The organism is Marinomonas colpomeniae (genome assembly GCF_014803385.1).
GTDB lineage: Bacteria > Pseudomonadota > Gammaproteobacteria > Pseudomonadales > Marinomonadaceae > Marinomonas > Marinomonas colpomeniae.
Genome location: NZ_JACYFC010000001.1, coordinates 396,672 through 414,270, shown reverse-complemented (window position 1 = coordinate 414,270; position 17,599 = coordinate 396,672). Strand labels below are relative to the sequence as shown.

General features: G+C 40.0%; 17 protein-coding genes and 1 riboswitch. Of the genes, 7 read left to right on the top strand and 10 right to left on the bottom strand.

Annotation, left to right across the window (positions count from 1 at the left end):
- Positions 1 to 4: 4 nt before the first annotated feature.
- From IF202_RS01995 to rpsF, 3 genes are read right to left on the bottom strand one after another with little or no spacing between them, the layout of a single operon-like run.
- Positions 5 to 865 (bottom strand): hypothetical protein, encoded by an 861-nt coding sequence (locus IF202_RS01995; RefSeq protein ID WP_191593193.1) that lies wholly within the window; start codon positions 863 to 865, stop codon positions 5 to 7.
- 18 nt (positions 866 to 883) lie between these two features.
- Positions 884 to 1,114 (bottom strand): 30S ribosomal protein S18, encoded by a 231-nt coding sequence (rpsR, locus tag IF202_RS01990; RefSeq protein WP_036161308.1) that lies wholly within the window; start codon positions 1,112 to 1,114, stop codon positions 884 to 886.
- Positions 1,115 to 1,140: 26 nt separating this feature from the next.
- Positions 1,141 to 1,545 carry a 30S ribosomal protein S6 gene (gene rpsF, locus IF202_RS01985; protein WP_036161310.1) on the bottom strand — a complete coding sequence of 135 codons (405 nt, stop codon included), beginning with the start codon at positions 1,543 to 1,545 and terminating at the stop codon, positions 1,141 to 1,143.
- 283 nt (positions 1,546 to 1,828) lie between these two features.
- Here rpsF and IF202_RS01980 point away from each other — a divergent pair, with 283 nt between their 5' ends.
- The 3 genes from IF202_RS01980 to IF202_RS01970 are packed head-to-tail and all read left to right on the top strand — an operon-like array spanning position 1,829 to position 4,422.
- Positions 1,829 to 2,557, top strand: a complete 729-nt coding sequence (locus IF202_RS01980) for a MipA/OmpV family protein (protein ID WP_206705341.1) — start codon at positions 1,829 to 1,831, stop codon at positions 2,555 to 2,557.
- A gap of 48 nt (positions 2,558 to 2,605) precedes the next feature.
- A complete protein-coding gene (locus IF202_RS01975) occupies positions 2,606 to 3,499 on the top strand; it encodes a DMT family transporter (RefSeq protein WP_191593192.1) in 894 nt (297 codons plus the stop codon).
- Positions 3,500 to 3,510: 11 nt separating this feature from the next.
- Positions 3,511 to 4,422 carry a DMT family transporter gene (locus IF202_RS01970; RefSeq protein ID WP_191593191.1) on the top strand — a complete coding sequence of 304 codons (912 nt, stop codon included), beginning with the start codon at positions 3,511 to 3,513 and terminating at the stop codon, positions 4,420 to 4,422.
- A 52-nt stretch (positions 4,423 to 4,474) separates the two neighbouring features.
- On the opposite strand, the gene IF202_RS01965 is transcribed toward IF202_RS01970, so the two are convergent.
- The 6 genes from IF202_RS01965 to hldE form a co-directional block, all read right to left on the bottom strand.
- Complete coding sequence (locus IF202_RS01965; protein WP_191593190.1) at positions 4,475 to 5,179, bottom strand: thiamine ABC transporter ATP-binding protein; 705 nt, start codon at positions 5,177 to 5,179, stop codon at positions 4,475 to 4,477.
- Entirely contained in the window at positions 5,166 to 6,758 is a 1,593-nt protein-coding gene (gene thiP, locus IF202_RS01960; protein ID WP_328797181.1) for a thiamine/thiamine pyrophosphate ABC transporter permease, read from the bottom strand. Before thiP ends, IF202_RS01965 begins: the two co-directional genes overlap by 14 nt.
- Before the next feature lie 11 nt (positions 6,759 to 6,769).
- On the bottom strand, positions 6,770 to 7,783 hold the full coding sequence (gene thiB / locus IF202_RS01955) for a thiamine ABC transporter substrate binding subunit (RefSeq protein ID WP_191593189.1): 1,014 nt from the start codon (positions 7,781 to 7,783) through the stop codon (positions 6,770 to 6,772).
- Between the two features lie 71 nt (positions 7,784 to 7,854).
- A riboswitch (TPP riboswitch) is annotated at positions 7,855 to 7,973 on the bottom strand.
- A 22-nt stretch (positions 7,974 to 7,995) separates the two neighbouring features.
- A complete protein-coding gene (locus IF202_RS01950; RefSeq protein WP_191593188.1) occupies positions 7,996 to 9,222 on the bottom strand; it encodes a 3-deoxy-D-manno-octulosonic acid transferase in 1,227 nt (408 codons plus the stop codon).
- 2 nt (positions 9,223 to 9,224) lie between these two features.
- Complete coding sequence (msbA, locus tag IF202_RS01945; protein ID WP_191593187.1) at positions 9,225 to 11,009, bottom strand: lipid A export permease/ATP-binding protein MsbA; 1,785 nt, start codon at positions 11,007 to 11,009, stop codon at positions 9,225 to 9,227.
- Positions 11,010 to 12,437: a bifunctional D-glycero-beta-D-manno-heptose-7-phosphate kinase/D-glycero-beta-D-manno-heptose 1-phosphate adenylyltransferase HldE gene (hldE, locus tag IF202_RS01940; RefSeq protein ID WP_191593186.1), complete on the bottom strand. Its 1,428-nt coding sequence runs from the start codon at positions 12,435 to 12,437 to the stop codon at positions 11,010 to 11,012.
- Positions 12,438 to 12,537: 100 nt separating this feature from the next.
- On the opposite strand from hldE, the gene IF202_RS01935 reads away from it, so the two are divergent.
- Genes IF202_RS01935 through IF202_RS01920 form a run of 4 tightly spaced genes read left to right on the top strand, consistent with a single transcriptional unit; the run spans position 12,538 to position 16,495 of the window.
- Positions 12,538 to 13,689: an AGE family epimerase/isomerase gene (locus IF202_RS01935; RefSeq protein ID WP_191593185.1), complete on the top strand. Its 1,152-nt coding sequence runs from the start codon at positions 12,538 to 12,540 to the stop codon at positions 13,687 to 13,689.
- Between the two features lie 58 nt (positions 13,690 to 13,747).
- Positions 13,748 to 14,695 (top strand): ADP-glyceromanno-heptose 6-epimerase, encoded by a 948-nt coding sequence (gene rfaD / locus IF202_RS01930; RefSeq protein ID WP_191593184.1) that lies wholly within the window; start codon positions 13,748 to 13,750, stop codon positions 14,693 to 14,695.
- Positions 14,688 to 15,710 carry a lipopolysaccharide heptosyltransferase II gene (gene waaF, locus IF202_RS01925; protein WP_191593183.1) on the top strand — a complete coding sequence of 341 codons (1,023 nt, stop codon included), beginning with the start codon at positions 14,688 to 14,690 and terminating at the stop codon, positions 15,708 to 15,710. Before rfaD ends, waaF begins: the two co-directional genes overlap by 8 nt.
- Positions 15,711 to 15,718: 8 nt before the next feature.
- Positions 15,719 to 16,495 (top strand): glycosyltransferase family 2 protein, encoded by a 777-nt coding sequence (locus tag IF202_RS01920; protein ID WP_191593182.1) that lies wholly within the window; start codon positions 15,719 to 15,721, stop codon positions 16,493 to 16,495.
- Here the strand turns inward: IF202_RS01920 and IF202_RS01915 are convergent, their stop codons facing one another.
- Positions 16,496 to 17,596 (bottom strand): glycosyltransferase family 4 protein, encoded by a 1,101-nt coding sequence (locus IF202_RS01915; protein ID WP_191593181.1) that lies wholly within the window; start codon positions 17,594 to 17,596, stop codon positions 16,496 to 16,498.
- Between the last annotated feature and the right edge of the window lie 3 nt (positions 17,597 to 17,599).

Below are 17,599 nucleotides of genomic sequence, written 5' to 3'. Positions count from 1 at the left end.
ATAATTAGCCATTACTTGAGTTGGACGCCTTATCTTGGATCCTAGATCGAATGTTAACAAAACTATCAATCACACAAAGTGTGACCAGAATGTTTGCAAAATACACATTCAAAACGAAAAAACCCACAAGATAAAATGCGATCAGTCCAACAACCCCAATTTCTTTTTTTGCTAAAACACCATGCACAAGGGCGAGCCCAGGCAATACCAATGCCGGTATAGCGGCTTGGGAGAAGATACTAAAGGATCCGCCTAAGCTTTCTCCAATTAACACCATCCCACCTAACACTAAACTAAATACCACTGGTAATCTTAATTGATGAAATTCTGTACGCAATCCACCTGGATTGTAAAGCCCTGCCTGCCACTTCCTCGCCAAAAACAAGGACAATATAGCAATAACCACTTGGAGGATGGATACAGCCACCACCGCCTGGTCGAAAATCAAATCTTTAGCAGGTACTTCAATCCCTTCCGACTCCATCATTTTTTGAACCAATGCCACAGCAAAATTCAAAATATCTGTCATCAAGAGAGGCTGAAGGAGTGTACTAATAACAGCAATAAAGCTGCCAACTAATAACACCCAACTCCATGACGAGGTTGATCTAAGCAAACAGCTCAACAACATCACATCCACTAACACCAATAACGCCGTTGCATCGCCTTGAAGGACCCACAGCACAAGTGCTGGAAGACAACCCCAAGCTAATACAGGTATTCCTTCTTTTACACCTTTACGAAGCACTACCAACCCTAAGATTGCAGCAGCCAGCCAAAACATCATAGGAATAAGACAAAACACCATCACACCAATAATGGCATTCAGACGTTTTTTCATAACCCACTTAGCTAAACCACTCATAAAGCGCTTCTCAGCCTATTAATTAAAGTGGCTATCAGTGTAAGGAAGTAAAGCAATATAGCGAGCGCGCTTGATAGCAGTCGCTAACTGACGCTGGTAACGTGCCTTTGTGCCAGTAATACGGCTAGGTACAATTTTACCAGTTTCAGTAACATAACCTTTCAGTGTTTCTAGATCTTTATAATCGATCTGTTTAACGCCTTCTGCTGTAAAACGACAGAATTTACGACGACGAAAAAAACGAGCCATGAGTGTCTCCTAATAAAAAATATTGATTAATCTTCAGATTCTTCAGCTACTTCGTCAGTGCTTTCGTTGCTGCGCTCTTCACGTTGAGGAGCTGGGCGACGATCTTCACGACCTTCAGAAGCTTTAATAGGAGATACGTCAGTTACCGCTTCTTTACAACGAATCACCAAGTTACGGATGATTGCATCGTTGTAGCGGAAAGTGTCGTTCAATTCAGACAAAACACTGTCAGAACACTCAACGTTCATAAGAACGTAATGTGCTTTGTGAATTTTGTTTATTGGGTAAGCTAGTTGACGACGACCCCAATCTTCTAGACGGTGAACTTGACCACCATCTTCAGTGATTAGGTTAGTGTAACGCTCAACCATTGCTGGTACTTGTTCACTTTGATCTGGGTGAACCAGAAAAACGATTTCATAATGACGCATTTAAGCTCTCCTTATGGGTTTTAGTCTCCACGCTCCCCCTGTTACGAAGCCTTGAGACAAGGAGTATAGATTTACAGGGACGCGCATTATATAGTATTAGTGGACAATAAGTAAACGAAATCGATGAAAGCAAAGAATTAAGCCTAAGATACAAATCAAATCGTTAAGAAATAATTAGTTAGCATTTCTATTAAAATAGAAAACCAACTAAGCGGAAAGAGTTACAAATTAAAGAAAACCGCTATAGAATCTCAACAACCTTCTTTTATAAGTATCTATTGTTATGTTAAATAAAGCTTTTTCAATGCCTTTATTAATCGTTCCATGCTTTGCTATGGCCGAAAGCAGCATAGGTGTAGTGGGCACTTATTCGCAAAGCATATACAAAGAAACCAATACGCAATCAAATATTCTCCCTGCCTTGTCTTATAAGGGAGAACGCTTCTTCTTTAATTACCCTGAAATTGGTTATCATTTAATTCCCAAAAGCCCACATCAAAGCCTATCTGCAGGACTAAGACACACTCCATCACCTTTTGACCCAGATGAATCAAACAATATCGATGTACAATCTTTGGACGATCGCCATGATAGTGGAATGGCTTTTATTTCTTACCGATTTGGCCCAATCACAACGAAACTAGCTCAAGATGTTACCGGCGTTCACGATGGCTATTACGGCCAATTATCATTGGGCTACCCCATTTCTATTGAAGCTTGGCGAATCATCCCATCGATAAGTTACCAATATATCAGTTCAGGTATGAGCGACTACATGTTTGGCGTGTCACAAAGCGATTCAGCTCAGACTGGAGGCACTATCTCCACCTATGACTCACCAGCAACATCAAAAGTGTCCTATGGCGCTACAGCCATTTACTCAATCACAAAGAACATAAACACCATGGTTTCTATCAAGCAGACTCAATATAATGAAAACATCACAAACAGCCCAATTGTAGATGACAACACTGTGAATTCTTTTTTAGTTGGTATTTTCTATAAATTTTAATTTCCCCCAATATCAATTTTATCCGCTAAAAAGGTCAGTAATACACAAATGAGAACCCTAACTAATAATACTAAAGCTATATTATTTGGGCTCGGTGCTGTTTTACTTTGGTCAACCGTAGCAACCGCATTTTCAATTTCTCTTAAATATTTATCACCTACACAGCTACTGCTTGTTGCCAACATAGTATCGTTGCTTTTCTTAACTTCTTTGATCGTATTTAAAGGCGATTTTAGAGAATTAATCGCGTTCGCCAAACAATCCTGGAAATCTTCTTTCTTTTTTGGCGCTATCAACCCTTTCATCTACTATCTAATTCTACTTCAAGCTTACAACATATTACCCGCCCAAGAAGCTCAAGCCATTAATTACACATGGGCGATTATGCTTAGTTTTATGGCAGTACCTATCCTGAAACAACGCTTAAAACCTGCTGACTATGTCGCTGCTGGACTGTGTTATTTTGGTGTACTTTATATATCTACGCGTGGACAAATAGCGTCTTTAGAGTTTTCGAATGCTATCGGTGTTGCTTTTGCTCTTCTGAGTACTGTGATATGGGCAATTTATTGGCTGCTTAATACAAAAGACAAGCGCCCTAGCCTTATCGGCCTGACATTAAATTTCGCTTTCGCCCTACCATTAATTACTCTCTATGCCGGTATTACAGGTGAACTAGTTCATTGGAAAAAAGAGGGGTTATGGAGTGCAGTTTATATTGGTTTTTTTGAGATGGGTTTAAGTTTTATATTATGGAATCAAGCACTTAAGCTAACCTCCAATACTAGCCAAGTGGCTAATCTAATATTTTTAGCACCATTACTGTCGATAGTGTGGTTATCTCAACTCGCAGGAGAGCCTATTTTACAGTCGACTTTAGTTGGGTTAGCGTGCATCCTCATCGGCCTATTCGTGCAAAACTGGGCCAAACGAAAAAAATAAAAGGACACTCAATGCCAGCATCTATCTATCTACTGCTTCCTATCGCCTTCTGGGCGGGCAATTATATATTGGGTAGGTTGACAGTTTCTAATGGGATAGACCCATATACTATTTCCTTTCTTCGGTGGAGTTTAGCTTGTCTAATCATGCTGCCTTTTGCGTATAAAAAACTTTGGTTAGAACGCAAAATCATCGCAAAAAATTGGCCAATACTGATTCTTTTTGGCTGGCTTGGAATCTGTAACTATAATTTATTTCTGTATATTGGACTGACATCAACCACCGTCACCAATGCAGTGTTACTCAACTCAATAATGCCTGTGATAATTCTAATTACTGCACGATTTTTATTAGGCAATAAAACCTCTTGGTTACAGAATATGGGGATATTTATTTCCACTGTCGGCGCTATTACGATTGTTAGCCGCGGTAGCTTAGATACTTTTTTACACCTCACCATTTCACAAGGCGATTTGTGGATTATTGCTGCCGCCATTAGCTGGGCCATCTATTCAGTGATGATTGTCAGAAGACCAAAGGAAATGTCCTTGATTGGTTTTTTCACCAGCACAGCCATCATAGGCACGCTATTTCAGATGCCTTTATTCTTTATATTCGGCGAGACGCAATTAACGGATTTAACCACTGGAAATTGGGGCACCATTTTATATATGGCTTTATTTGCTTCGATTGGTGCTTTTTTATGCTGGAATACGGGAATTCAAAAACTAGGAGCAGCAACGGCCGGACAGTTCATCCATCTTCTCCCCGTTTTTAGCATCACTCTATCCGTCATCTTTTTAGGCGAAAACCTATTGCGCTTCCATTATATTGGCATTCTACTTATTTTCTCAGGAATATTTGTGGCAACAATGCTAAACAACAAACAAGAGCAACATAAAAAACGAAAGCAAATGATCTGAAACGCATCATTATGCCGCTCAACGATACCGCTGGGCGGCATAGTTTGATTATTTATAATGAATGGCTAGATACACCAAAATAATGTGAAAACAGAGGATGAGCAGGTGTTTGGTTTAAAACAGTCACAGGCTCATAAGCAACAACCTTTCCTTTCTCAATCAAGATTACCTTCCCCCCAATTAGACTTGCCTCTTGCGGTAAATGCGACACCAACAGGGTTGTCAACGAAAGCTCTTCTGTCACCTCTTTGACGAGATGAAGCATTTCTTCTCGTAATGCAGGATCCAAAGCACTAAAAGGTTCATCCAATAACAGTATCGGTTTATTCCTTACCAATACTCTCGCAATCGCAACTCGCTGAGCTTGCCCACCAGACAAAGCCTGTGGAAAACGGCCTGTTTTATCAACAAGCTGTGTTTTTTCTAAAGCCCAATCAACCTTATCTTTCTGCTCAGTACTGAGAGACAAAGAAGGCGACGCACCAATGGCCACGTTTTGCCAAACGGTTAACTGCGGAAAAAGGTTATCACTCTGAAATAATGTAGAAATCGGCCTTTCATAAGGGGCTAAACCCAACAATGACTCACTATTAAAGTCCAATTCTCCATGCCCATTTAGAAAACCGCCAAGAAGATGAAGCAATGTACTCTTTCCTTCACCACTTGCACCTAATAAAGTGGTAACGCCAGGTGAAATATTCACTCGATAATCTGCATGGAAACTATCCCAGCTGTATTGGAGCTTAATTTTTAACACTACTTGCGCCTCCGATAAGTCGAGATGACATATAAAATAAAACCAAACAAAACGTAATCAACACCACCGCGACACAAGCGCCTTCTTCTAGTCGATAAGAACCTATCAATTGAAAAAGATACAAAGGCAAAGACACCAAACCTTGACTACCAAATAAAGCAATGACGCCCATATCACCAAGAGATAACAACAAAGCATACCCAAACGCTTGCGCCACAGGCTTACGAATCAGAGCCCACTCCAAGCTCCAACGTGACCAATTGCGAATTCCAAGGCTTAAATAAACATTCCGAAAACGGCGCTCTTGCTGATATAAAGAAGGCATTAAAGCTCTGAGCACAAAAGGCAACGCCATCACAGCATTGACCCAAACAACAATCCAATAACTCGACTGAAGCCCCCAGCCAAAATCACGTAAGAGTAAAAATAACCCTGTTGCAATCACCAACCCTGGCACCATCAAAATCATATTTCCGAGATGCTCAATTTTATTAGGCAAAAACGTTAAATATTTACGCCCCATACAAAAGCGAGCCAGAACACCAAAACAAAAGCCTAACATTACACTCACCGCAGCAGCGGGGAGTGCTATTTGCAATGAAACTATCACCGCTCGCCACAAAGAAGAAGACAACAAGGTTTGAAGAAAAACGGTAGAAAACACTGGATCAAAAATGGCAAGAAATGGTGGTATCACTAAGAAAAACACACACAGCATTGCGACACTATCAGTGGTTTTTGCCCACAAAGAGTCCTTTAGAACATATAGCTCAATAGACAGTAAACTCGCGTCCTGACGATTTACAGGCGCAATACGATAAACAATAACGGCAAACAAGGTGCATATTGCCACCTGCATCAAAGCTAAAAAACTGGCTTTATTAAGATCAAAATCGAACCTTAACGCCTGATAAATTGCCACCTCCAAAGTGCTCGATTTGGGTCCACCACCTAAACTCAACACCACTGCAAAGCTGGAAAAACACAACATAAAAATCAACACAAAAGCACCGGGCAAGGCTTTTTTAATGTAATGCCATTCGATCAAACGAAATGCAGTAATACGAGAAAAGCCCAATTGCGAAGCTTGTCGCCACTGACCAGAAGGAATTAAATCGTAGCCTTGTAACAAGAGTCGCACAGCCAAAGGCATATTGAAAAAAACATGCGCCAGTAAGATTCCAGTCAAACCATATAAAGGAATTTGAATACCAAATAACTGACTAAGCCAACCGGTACGGCCATACACCACAACTAAACCAAGAATTGCCACAATGGTTGGAACAACCATAGACACAGAAAAAAGCTGTAACAAAAACGCCCGTCCATAAAATCGCCGATGAACAAGACACGACGCCACAGGAATCGCAATTAGGATACTGATTCCACTGCTCAGTAAAGCTTGCCACAATGAAAAACGTACCACACGCCAGAGATAAGGCTGAGAAACATAACCAAACCAGTCAGACAACTCGCTATAACGCAAAAGAGCCGCCAAACTGGCAACTCCTATTAACAAGAAAAAACCAACACCCAAAATAGCAGGTGTCAGTCCTTGATATATACGCGATGAAAACACGTTAACGAATCTTATCGAGTCGTTGCATTCAACCACTCGTTAACCCAAACCTTACGATTTTTCGCTACATCTTGCGCTGACAACACCAAGTTTTTCGTTGGTTTTAAAGCACTGTCGAACGCTGCAGGCAATTTTTCAGAAAGAGTCACTACAGGTAACATCCAGTTCCCTGTTGGGATAACAGATTGAAACTCTGGTTGCAGAATAAATTGCATAAAGCGCTTTGCTAGAGCTTGATTTGGTGCGCTTTTCATCATCGCAGCCACTTCAACTTGCGGATAAAGCCCTTCAGTTGCAGTAGCAGCTTGATACTTGTTGTCGCCTTCAGCAATGATGTGGTACGCAGGCGAAGTCGTATAACTTAACACTACATCGGCCTCACCTTTTAAGAATAAACCATAAGCATCAGACCAGCTTTTTGTCACTGTTACAGTATGTCCAGCCAAACGCTCCCAAGCATCAGAAACATCATTTCCATAAACCGACTTCATCCACAATAACAAACCTAAACCTGGCGTACTGGTTCTTGGGTCTTGATAAATCACACGAAGGTTTTGGTTGTCTACCACTTCCTTCAAACTAGTTGGTGGATTACTCAGTGTTTCTGAATTATAAATAAAAGCGAAGTGACCTTGGTCAAAGGGTACAAAAGTTTTATCGTTCCAACCACCAGCAACCGTTACTGCAGATGTGTTTACTGAGTGGTTTGCCAATAAGCCTGTCTGTTTTGCCGCTTCCATTAGATTAAGGTCAAGTCCTAACAAAACATCCGCTTGAGACGACTTACCTTCAAGCTGAACACGTGACAAGATGCCAACAGAAGAATCCAAAGCGACAAAATTCAACTCACAGTCACATTCTTTTTCAAAGTTTTCTTTGATTTTAGGACCCGGACCCCAATCAGACGCAAATGCATCATAGGTGTAGACGTTAAGCGTTTCAGTCGCCGATGAAGCAGAAGAAAAAAGCACAGCCAAAGATAACAAAAAGGCTGTAGAGGAAGTTTTTAACAGGAATTTATTCAATGTGTCGCTCCTAAAAAAAGTGAGCGGCGTACAGGAGAAACGGCAAGATGCTATTTTGTTATTAAATCAAAAAGCCTTTGCTACCTCGATTCCTACGCCAGCATGATCTGGATCAGGTTCGGTGGGTTAGCGGACAATTCCGCTTCTCAGCTTTAGTTTTTAGAAAAATAAAGCACCCCATGAGATAATGAGCGCTTATTGTAAAGAGTCGATCAACGGAAGTCTATTTCAGTTAGCACTCGAGTAACGGCACCTTGATTTTGTTCAGCAAAACGCAAAGCAGCCTGCCCAATCCGATAGCATTGAGAAGGCTGCCCTGCGAAAGTAATAACGGCTTTCCTCAGCTCATCTTCATCCGAACAGCGTATGGCACCTCTGACTTGCAACAACTGATCTGTTATTTCTAAGAAATTAAAAGTGTAAGGTCCAACTAAAATTGCTTTACCTAATAACGCAGGCTCAATGGGGTTATGTCCGCCGCGCTTAATCAAACTCCCACCGACAAAAGCAAGATCAGAAGCCTGATAATAATGCATCAACTCTCCCATTGAATCGCCAATCACCACATCGAAGTTTGACCATTGATCTGGTGGCGTGAGACTGCGCAAGGTAACGCTATCAAAGCATTGCTTTGCCAATGTATAAACCGCATTAAAACGTTCAGGATGACGAGGTACTAATAAAAGCAGAGCATCAGGAACTTTTTGTAAAAGTACTTTATGGACACTTAATAGAATTTCATCCTCACCTTGATGCGTACTCCCTCCCACCCACACAAACCGAGCACCTAAATTTTGGCGCCAATCGTCTTGCAAAACATCAGGAGAAACAGAAAGGTCAAACTTAATACTTCCTGTTACCAATACTTTCTTAGCGCCCAATTTCTCAAAGCGTTTTGCATCGTCTTTAGCATGAGCTAAAAAGCAATCAGGTAATTTAAATAGAGGACGAGAAACTATAGGAAATTTTTGATAACGCAAAAAAGAACGCTCGCTAAGTCGAGCGTTAATAACATCGACACGAATTTTTTGTCTCTTTGCTTGATGCAATAAATTAGGCCAAAGTTCCGTTTCAACAATAAGAAGATGTTTGCAGGAAAGACGCTTAAGCGCTCTTTTTACAGTGAAACGCCAATCCATAGGTAAATATCTATGCTCGGCAAAAGGAAAGGTTTTTTCGACTTGTTCTGCCCCTGTAGGGGTCATGGTGGTAATCAGGAAACGGTGATTAGGATGTTTTTCACGCCACTGAGTAACAAGTGGTCGTATAGCAAGCACCTCACCAACAGAAGCACAATGAATCCATAAGTCTGCCTCTACTGAAGGCCAAAAGCCTAATGCTTCTTTCGCTCGGTAATGAGGATGATTTTTTTGAAAACGCCGTATCTTCAATAAAATAACCGGCGTTAACAAAAACAATAGAACACGATACAACCACATAATTAAGCTGGGGCATCACTGAACTGTTGGTTATGAAGCTGTGCATAAGCGCCATTCATTGCCAATAGCTCACTATGAGAACCTTGCTCAACAATCTCACCGTGATCGACAACTGCAATGATATCTGCATTTTCAATCGTTGATAAACGATGAGCAATAGCAATGGTAGTTCGGTTTTCCATCAAGCCATCTAAGGCGGACTGAATAGCTCGTTCAGACTCGGTATCCAATGCAGATGTGGCTTCATCTAAAATAAGAATCGGCGCATTTTTTAGAATGGCTCTTGCTATAGCGATACGTTGGCGCTGACCTCCTGACAAAAGAACACCATTTTCACCAACCATGGTATCTAATCCATGATCCAACTCTTGAATAAAGCCCCAAGCGTTAGCGGCTTTAGCGGCATCAATAATGTCGCCCTCATTAGTATCACTAAGATAACCATAAGCGATGTTATTTCGAATAGTCCCATTAAAAAGAATCACTTGCTGATTCACCAACGCGATATTAGAACGCAGACTATTTAACTCATACTCATCAATAGAAAAACCATCAATACTCAAGCCCCCTTCCTCTATATTGTAAAAACGCGGAATCAGGTTCGCCATTGTCGACTTACCACTTCCGGATCGGCCGACTAAGGCCAACATTTTTCCAGCAGGCAAAGATAAAGTAATATTTTTCAATGCTGATTTATCCGCTTCAGGATAACGGAATGACATCGAGCGCCACTCGATTGAACCTTTAAGTCGGCCTGCCACTATCTCACCAGTATTAACCTCTTCCTTCATATCAAGAAATTCAAAAATACTATGAGATGCTGCAATACCTTTCTGCAAAGTACTATTTACATCTGTTAACTGCCGTATCGGCTTACCCAGCATTCCTGCTGCCGTTAAAAATGCGATAAAATCTCCAGGTGTCATCCCTGAACTTATAGATGGACTCAAAGCAAACCAAATCAATATAGACATGGCAATAGCAAGAATAAACTGCACTATCGGAACATTTAAATATCTTGTTTTATCCATTTTCAGCTGGGAGCGTCGGTTCTCGTTAGCCGCATCATAAAAACGATTTGTTTCGTATTGACTACCACCAAATATCTTTACTACTTCATGCCCTTTAATTGCTTCGGAAGCAACGTCTGTGACACCTCCCATCGCATCTTGAATACGTGTACTAAGTTTACGAAAACGCTTTGATGCGTAAGAAACAACTAAACCAATCAAAGGCACTACAAGCAAAAACAACAGAGATAGGCGCCAATTCATGTAAATCATATAACCTAACAAACCAACAACAGTTAAACCTTCGCGTAATACCACTCGAATTGCTTGAGTAATTGAACCAATCACCTGCTCTGTATCATAGGTTAACTTAGCTAATAATCGGCCTGTTGGAATAGAGTTATAATAACTAGAAGGAAGTAGTACCAATTTATTAAACATATTAGTACGTAAATCAAAAACCACTTTATTAGCCACCTGCGCCATAAAGTACCCCCCAAGAAATGTTCCTATACCACGCAAAATAAATATAGCAAGTATAGCAAGAGGAATGATCATACGACTTTCAGTAACCGTTCCTTCTGAAACGACATCAACAATATGTTTTAACAACGCAGCAAGAGCTGGCTCCATTGAGGCATATAATACATAACCAATAAAACTCAATAGTAGGTATACCCAAGACGAGCCTACATAACTAAGGAGGCGAAGGTAAGTTTTTGCACCAGATATTGACTCTTTGTTAGTAGATGCCTCAGGTATTACGTTATCTTGCATTTAGAAATTCGCTTTTTCAATAATAGAAGTAGTTGAATAACCATCAACAAAAGATAGAATTTTGACCTCTCCGCCAGTACTTAGTACATGGTCAGCGCCAACAGTGGTTTTTATCGTATAGTCTCCACCTTTCACAAGTACATCAGGTGATAAGGCTTCAATAATTTCTTTTGGTGTATCCTCATCGAACCAAGTAACCCAATCAATAGCGCCAACACCTTCTAATACAGCCATACGGTGTACAAGATTGTTTATCGGGCGTTTCTCACCTTTTAAACGTTTTACTGATGCATCAGTATTCACCGCAACGATCAAACGTTCACCCAGTGCTTTTGCCTGTTTCATATAGGCAATATGACCTGGGTGTAAAATATCAAAACACCCATTAGTAAAGACTACTTTTTCTCCATTCATTTGAGCAAACTTGACTTGCTTCAATAACTCTTCTGGAGCAAGTACACCAAAATTAGTTGAATGGGAACGCTGATACATAATGGCCGCTAACTGATCTGCCGTTATAGATGCCGTTCCTAATTTTCCAACAACAAAACCCGCCGCTTGATTCGCGTATTCAACCGCATCAGTAAAGCGTTTGCTAGTTACGTAAATAGCAGCCAAGACAGCGATAACAGTATCCCCAGCGCCAGTGACATCGAACACTTCTTTGGCCGCTGTAGCTAATGAAAAAGACGGCTTATCTTCGTTGAATAAGATCAAGCCATCTTCACCTCGAGTGACTAACAACGCTTCCCAACCGAAAGTCTCGCGAAGATCTTTTGCTTTACTTTCCAAAGCTTGAGTCGAATCACACTTTCCGACTATTGTCTCAAACTCAAGTAAATTTGGTTTTACTAGCGTTGCACCTTTATAAATAGAGAAGTCATTCCCCTTAGGATCAACGAAACTAGGAACATTTACAGCATTAGACAAACTAATAAGCGTTTGCACATCCGCGAGGCAACCTTTCGCGTAATCAGAATAAATCACAGCATCAGATGCAATCAAACACTCCTCAACAACACTTGCCAAGGCTTCATTCTGAGTCTGGCTGTCTTCACGCTCTTCAAAATCTAAACGAATCAGTTGTTGATGGCGGCTCATCACTCGTAATTTAGTAATTGTTGGTAAACGCTCCGAACGAACAAAACGGCAAGTCACACCAACTTTCTCTAAACAACGAGTTAATATGTTGGCATTTTCATCGTCGCCAACAACACCAACTAGAGTGACAGAGACACCCAATTTAGCCAAACCAAGCGCCACATTTGCTGCACCGCCGGGACGATCCTCAATATCAGACACTTTTACAACTTGCACTGGTGCTTCAGGGGAAATACGAGATGTACCACCATGCCAGTAGCGGTCTAACATTACATCACCCACAACGAGGATGTGTTTGTCCTTAAAATTCAGATACGAAGAGTTCATAATAAAAACATAATAATCGATTTTTGAGAGCTCCTATCCTATCATACTCATATCAGAAGTTGGACATACTAAAATCTCCCTGAGTAAGGCTATTTACATCATGTTTCGTTCTCTTTTATCTACCAGTAAAGACTTTCTATTTGAGCAACTTTTGCCAAATTGGTCTCAATACGGAATTGATGCTGAAAAAGGTTTCAGCTATGAAAGTATGAATCATAATTGGACAAAAAATGCTGTCGGTCGCATTCGTCTGCTAACTCAATGTCGTCAACTCTATACTTTTAGTCATGCTTATCAATTCGAAAGCAAGGCGGAATGGTTAGCAAAATTAACACCGTTATTTGACTTTATAACGACTCAATATTTCCATGATGATCGCTGGTTTTTTTCCTTAAATGACGATTTATCCGTTAAAGACAAGCAATCAGACGCTTATGCTTTGGCGTTTGTACTATTATCTTTTAGTTATTATTACCAAGTAACTAAGGACAAACGAGCTCTAGATTACATGAAATCAACTCATCATTTTTTGCTTGATAATATGCAAGCAAAAATGGGAGGTTTTTATGAAGCATACCCCATAGATACTCAACAAGTTCGACGCCAAAATCCTCACATGCATTTATTAGAAGGCTATATCGCGGCGTTCAATACAACTAGAGACGAGGATTATAAGACCGTCATCAACTCGCTTTTATCCTTAGCCGTCGAGCACTTTTACGACAAAAAAACAAAAACTTTACGCGAATTTTTCTCAGAAAATTGGAAGTATCATTCAACTACAGGGCATCAAGTAGAACCAGGCCATCATTTCGAGTGGGTTTGGTTACTGTATCAAGCAAATAAAATATCACCAGACCAAACTCATATTGACCTAGCTCAAAGTTTATGGTCAACGGCCACACGTCATGGCATAGAAAGTGATGGCGGTATTTATAATCAAATCGATGGAAACTCATATCAGGCTATAGATAAAGAAAAGCGTATTTGGCCAATAACAGAGTATTTAAAAGCCATTACTGTTTTACCTATGGGCCTAGAGGAAAAGCAACATCGCATAGAAAGCGCTCTTTCTTTTATGACAAAACATTACTTTTTAGAAAATGGTCGCTGGAATGAGTACCTTGATGCAAATAACGAAGCAAAATCATTCCCTCTGCCTGGCACCAGTAGTTATCATATTTTTCTCGGTCTAACGGAAGTGCTAACATGGGACAAACAGACATTATCTGATAGCGAAACTGACATATAAAGGCTTCCATTTAATTCCACTTACAGAGCCTTCATAAATTAACTTAGGATATAAAATTATGTATATAGTTACTGGCGGTGCTGGCTTTATCGGCAGCAATATCATCAAAGCATTAAACAACAAGGGTATCAAAAATATTTTGTTGGTTGATGATTTAACTGATGGCAAAAAATGTTTGAATCTATCAGATCTAGACATTGCAGATTACATGGACATGTATGACTTTTTAGACGCTATTAAAAATAATACATTAGGTATTGTACCAACCGCTGTGTTTCATGAAGGTGCCTGCTCAGCAACAACCGAATGGAATGGCAAATATGTCATGGACGTAAATTATCAATATTCAAAGGCTGTGTTAGACTTTTGTTTAACGCACAAAGCACCTTTTTCATATGCATCATCAGCTTCAGTTTATGGCTCTGGACCTATTTTCCAAGAATCTCGCCAACATGAACAACCTCTTAACATGTATGCCTATTCTAAATTTCAATTTGACCAATACATCCGTAATGTTTTACCAGAAGCGACTAGCCAAATTGTAGGTTTTCGTTATTTCAACGTGTACGGTCCACGTGAACAACACAAAGGTAGTATGGCAAGTGTTGCTTTTCACTTAAGAAACCAAGTTCTTGCAGGGGAAAACCCTAAGTTATTTGGTGCTTATGATGGTTATGAAGCTGGCGGCCAAAGTCGGGATTTTATTTACGTAGAGGATTTAGTTAATACCAAATTGTGGTTTCTTGAAAATACAGAAAAAAGTGGGATTTTCAACCTAGGTACAGGAAACGCAGAACCTTTCAAAACGATAGCAGAAACCGTTATTAATCAATATGGAAAGGGTGAAATAGAATACATCCCTTTCCCTGAACATTTAAAAGGTGCTTATCAAAGCTTTACACAGGCAGATATAAGTAAGCTTCGTGAAGCTGGCTATAAAGGAAAATTTCGAGGTCTTGCGCAAGGTGTCGAAGATTATTTAAATTGGCTCGATAGTAATGACTAAATACCTCATAGTCGGGCCTTCTTGGGTTGGAGATATGGTTATGGCCCAAAGCCTTTTCATCACACTTAAACAGCGTGATGAAAAGGCTGTTATTGATGTTATTGGGCCAAATTGGTCTTTGCCTATACTTGCCCGTATGCCTCAAGTCAGAAATGCGATTGCGCTACCTACAAGCCACGGTGAATGGGGAATTAGTACTCGACGAAAACTCGGTATATCTCTACGCCATGAAGAGTATGATGAAGCAATTACAATACCTCGATCTTGGAAAAGCGCTTTAGTCCCTTTTTTTGCAAACATCAGAGACCGAGTTGGTTTTCATGGTGAAGAAAGGTACGTTTTATTAACTGAGCGTCGTAAGCTAGACAAATCAATTTTAAATCAAACAGTTAAACGCTTCACTTCTTTAGGCCTTCCTAAAGCAGAAGCCTATCTTCCGCTAACACCTCCCAAACCAAAATTAACAATTGACCCAGAGAACCAGAAGAGTCTATATCAAAAACTCAGCTTATCCGATCGACCAGCCATAGCCTTAATGGCTGGTGCAGAGTTTGGCCCATCAAAACAATGGCCTATTGCTTATTTTCATGAAGTGGCAAAAAACGCAATAGATGCGGGCTATCAGATATGGGTATTAGGAGGATTAAAAGATAAAATAGACGCCGATGAAATCATCATGAATTTAGGTGAATACGCCCTAAATTTATGTGGCAAAACGTCGTTGGTGGATGCTATTGATTTACTAGGTGCAGCAAAACAAGCCATAAGCAATGATTCAGGCCTAATGCATGTAGCTGCAGCTGTAGGAACTCATATACACGGTATTTACGGCTCAACAAGTGAATTATTCACACCACCTTTAACCGATAATGCAACCATCCACAATCTTCACCTTGATTGCTCACCTTGTTTCAAACGCCAATGCCCTCTTAATCATACTAATTGCCAAAACTTACTTCGGCCAGAAAGATTGATTAACGCTTTGGATTTAACCTCTTCGGAACTTAATTCATGATCAATAAAATGCAAAAACCCACCTTAACAGCTGCATTAATTGTAAAAAATGAATCCAACAACTTAGATTCCTGCTTAAGCAGCTTAGTTGAATGGGTTGATGACATTGTTATTCTAGATTCTGGCAGCACAGACAACTCTCGAGAGATTGCACAAAAATACACTAAACATTTTCATCTAAAAACTGACTGGCAAGGCTTTGGTGTACAACGCCAAGCGGCTCAAGAACTTGTTACAACAGACTATGTACTTTGGATCGACGCTGATGAGGTAGTTACTGATAAACTTAAAAATAGTATTTTAGCGGCCCTTACCAAAAACACAGATAAAACAGCTTATACTATTAACCGAAAGAGCTGGGTATTTGGACGCTTCATAAAGCACTCTGGTTGGTATCCAGATAGAGTTACTCGACTTTACAAAATAGATGAAGGCTTCTATTCCAATGACCTAGTTCATGAAAAAGTACAGTTAAATGACGGTATTTCCTTACAATCACTTGATGGTGACTTAACCCACTATACTTATGATGATCTACAGCATTACTTAGTAAAGTCTGCATCTTACGCAAAACTTTCTGCAGACCAAAAACAAGCGAGAGGCAAAACAACATCCTTAAGCAATGCGTCTTTGCACGCTTTTGCCTGTTTTATCAAAATGTATGTGGTTAAGCGCGGATTTTTAGATGGTAAACAAGGTTTTTTATTAGCTGTTTTATCCTCGCACTCTACTTTTGTAAAGTACGCGGACCTGTGGATTCGCTCACAACCTAAGCGCCCAGATTAATCAACCGCACTCTTGATATAAAGCCAACAAAGATTGAATATGCTTATCTTGATCAAAATACTCTTGAGCGCGACGTTTAGAAATCCTAGATAAACGCTCTCTTTCCTGAGAGTTAGAACAAAGTGCATCAATTACTTTCGAAAAAGCAGATACATCAAATGGGTCCACTAGAATACCTGAGTCTTCTAGAATTTCAGGAATTGCACCGTGACTTGAGCCAATAATGGCCTTACCAACAGCCATGGCCTCAATTACCGTCAAACCAAACGCTTCAAGATGTGATGGAATGACAACTACATCGATTGCACTTAACAAGCGCTTAGTCTCATCACTGAAACCATAAAAAGTCACCCTATCTTGTAGATCATTGTCCGCTACATAAGATTTTAACCCTTGCACATAACCCTCATCACCTCCTGCCTGAGCAGTTAACCCACCAACAATCAATAAATGAGTCTCAGTACACTCCATTTTCTTAAAAGCAGCCAATAGCTCTTCATGACCTTTACCATGAGATACACGACCAATAATGCCAACTAGTTTGATTTCATTAGACAACGACAACTCTTGTCTTAAATTTAAATCAGTTGAGTGGGTTTCAGGTATTTTCGTACCAAGCCATAAGGTTTTATTCTTATCTGGGTCAATCGGTAATGCCTTAACATTAAAAGAACGAGTAAAATGGCTGATAGACAATAGCAAATCGACATTGCGATAAATAAAGTTATGATAAAAATCTTTTTTGGGCCGTTTAACTCCCATATGATCTGTATAAATGAGCTTGAAATCACATAATTTTTTCAGCAATACTGCTAATATCAGATCACTAGATTTATGACAATGAACATGACTGATATTATATTTTCTTATCCATTTAGCTAATGTAAAAAGCTTAAGATAACCCGAACTTCTACTCTGCAATGAAAAGGTATCTGTAAACTCATTTAACATACTATCGTGAGTCGGAGTACCCAATTGCGCAAGACCATAAACATTATACCCATTAAACACCATAGCCTTACCAGTTCTAATAGGGTACATCTCTAAACCACCGTAGCCTGGAGACAAACAAACATGCAAAATATTCAATGAATTAGACATAAT

Excerpts from the sequence above, each read along its gene's own strand:
- IF202_RS01995 (WP_191593193.1), bottom strand. The coding sequence starts at position 865 with ATGAGTGGTTTAGCTAAGTGGGTTATGAAAAAACGTCTGAATGCCATT.
- rpsR (WP_036161308.1), bottom strand. The coding sequence starts at position 1,114 with ATGGCTCGTTTTTTTCGTCGTCGTAAATTCTGTCGTTTTACAGCAGAA.
- rpsF (WP_036161310.1), bottom strand. The coding sequence starts at position 1,545 with ATGCGTCATTATGAAATCGTTTTTCTGGTTCACCCAGATCAAAGTGAA.
- IF202_RS01980 (WP_206705341.1), top strand. The coding sequence starts at position 1,829 with ATGTTAAATAAAGCTTTTTCAATGCCTTTATTAATCGTTCCATGCTTT.
- IF202_RS01975 (WP_191593192.1), top strand. The coding sequence starts at position 2,606 with ATGAGAACCCTAACTAATAATACTAAAGCTATATTATTTGGGCTCGGT.
- IF202_RS01970 (WP_191593191.1), top strand. The coding sequence starts at position 3,511 with ATGCCAGCATCTATCTATCTACTGCTTCCTATCGCCTTCTGGGCGGGC.
- IF202_RS01950 (WP_191593188.1), bottom strand. The coding sequence starts at position 9,222 with ATGTGGTTGTATCGTGTTCTATTGTTTTTGTTAACGCCGGTTATTTTA.
- msbA (WP_191593187.1), bottom strand. The coding sequence starts at position 11,009 with ATGCAAGATAACGTAATACCTGAGGCATCTACTAACAAAGAGTCAATA.
- hldE (WP_191593186.1), bottom strand. The coding sequence starts at position 12,437 with ATGAACTCTTCGTATCTGAATTTTAAGGACAAACACATCCTCGTTGTG.
- IF202_RS01935 (WP_191593185.1), top strand. The coding sequence starts at position 12,538 with ATGTTTCGTTCTCTTTTATCTACCAGTAAAGACTTTCTATTTGAGCAA.
- rfaD (WP_191593184.1), top strand. The coding sequence starts at position 13,748 with ATGTATATAGTTACTGGCGGTGCTGGCTTTATCGGCAGCAATATCATC.
- waaF (WP_191593183.1), top strand. The coding sequence starts at position 14,688 with ATGACTAAATACCTCATAGTCGGGCCTTCTTGGGTTGGAGATATGGTT.
- IF202_RS01920 (WP_191593182.1), top strand. The coding sequence starts at position 15,719 with ATGCAAAAACCCACCTTAACAGCTGCATTAATTGTAAAAAATGAATCC.
- IF202_RS01915 (WP_191593181.1), bottom strand. The coding sequence starts at position 17,596 with ATGTCTAATTCATTGAATATTTTGCATGTTTGTTTGTCTCCAGGCTAC.